This window comes from Gemmatimonadales bacterium (genome assembly GCA_030697825.1).
Classification (GTDB): Bacteria; Gemmatimonadota; Gemmatimonadetes; order Gemmatimonadales; family JACORV01; genus JACORV01.
The window spans coordinates 1-1,455 of sequence record JAUYOW010000221.1; the positions used below are offsets into that span (position 1 = coordinate 1).

2 protein-coding genes are annotated in these 1,455 nt (G+C 69.7%); both read left to right on the forward strand.

Annotated features, from left to right (window positions below; all coding sequences use genetic code 11):
• Positions 1-24: 24 nt before the first annotated feature.
• Complete coding sequence (locus Q8Q85_11670; protein ID MDP3774913.1) at positions 25-1,005, forward strand: NAD-dependent epimerase/dehydratase family protein; 981 nt, start codon at positions 25-27, stop codon at positions 1,003-1,005.
• Positions 1,002-1,455 (forward strand): hypothetical protein (locus tag Q8Q85_11675; protein MDP3774914.1); only part of this gene is annotated, 454 nt, incomplete at its 3' end. The genes Q8Q85_11670 and Q8Q85_11675, both read left to right, overlap by 4 nt.

The following is a 1,455-nucleotide window of genomic DNA, read 5'->3' on the forward strand; positions in this document are numbered from 1 at the left end:
CCGCGCGTTCGTCGAGGCCCGCCGATGAAGGTTCTGGTGACGGGCGGCGGCGGGTTCATCGGGCTGCACCTGGCGCGCGCGCTGGCGGCGCGCGGCCGCGACGTCGTGGTGGCGGATAATTGGTCCCGCACCGGCGGGCCGGACGACGAGGTCGAGCGGCTGCGGGCCCAGCCCGGCGTCACGTTCGTGGACGCGGACCTGGCGGATGCCGGCGGGTGGCGCCGGCTGCCGGAGGGCATCGGCCAGGTGTGCCATTTGGCCGCGATCAACGGCACGAGATTCTTTTACGAGAAGCCGTACGAGGTCTTGCGCGTGAACCTGCTCGCCACCGTCCACTTGGTGGACTGGCTCGCCGCGACGCGGTTCCAAGGCAAGGTGGTGTTCGCGTCCTCCTCCGAAGTGTACTCTGGCTTGCACGCGATGGGCGCCTTGCCGCTGCCCACGCCGGAAACGGTGGGCAGCGCCTTTGCTGATCTGGCGAATCCCAGGATCTCCTACGGCGTCAGCAAGCTGGCCGGGGAGCTGTGCGTGCGGCACGGCGCGCGCGGCTGGCGGTGGAGCATCGTCCGCTACCACAACGTGTACGGCCCCCGCATGGGACGCGAGCACGTGATCCCTGAGCTGTGCGAGCGCCTCAACCGCCGGGACGACCCGTTGAAGCTCTTCGGCGCAGCGCCCCGCCGCGCGTTCTGCTATGTGGACGATGCGGTGCAGGCGACACAGAAGGTCTTGGATACCCCGGCGACGGATGGGGAGGTCCTCAACATCGGCAACGACACCGAGGAAGTGACGATCCGCGACCTGGCCGAGCGGCTGATCCGGCTCGCCGGGTACCGGCCGAGCCTCGAGGAGGCCCCGGCCCCTGAGGGATCGACGATGCGGCGGTGCCCGGACCTGGCGAAGCTGCGCCAGGCAACCGGGTTCACGCCGGCCGTGGCGCTCGAGGAGGGGCTGCGCCGCACGTGGGCATGGTACGGCGCCCAGGCCGCGGCGGTCCGCCCATGAGCGCGTCCACGCGGGGATTTTATTGGCGGCACATCGTCCGCCCCTATCCGCGGGAAATTAGCCTCATCCTTGGATTGATGCTTGGCGGCGCGGCGCTGGACATGGTCGCGGTCGGGTTGACCGTGCCGTTGTTCGACGCCCTCATGCGCCCGGATCAACCGCTGCGCGGGATCGCGTTGGCGGTGTCGGCGCGGCTGGACGCATGGGGCTGGCCGTACGATGGCCGCGCCGTCGTGTTCGCGCTGCTCGGCTGCGCCGCGATCCTGTTCATCGCGCAGAGCGCCTTGCTGTTTCTGGACCAGCTCGCCACGAACGTGATCGCTGTCCGGTTGCGCCGGGAGCTCAAGTGCCGCCTGTTCGAGCGGTTCCTGCGCGGCGAGTACGAAGCGGTGACCGCGTACCCGCGCGGCACCGTGGTGCATCACGTGAACGATCCTGCGATGGATTTGT

Excerpts from the sequence above, each read along its gene's own strand:
- Q8Q85_11670 (MDP3774913.1), top strand. The coding sequence starts at position 25 with ATGAAGGTTCTGGTGACGGGCGGCGGCGGGTTCATCGGGCTGCACCTG.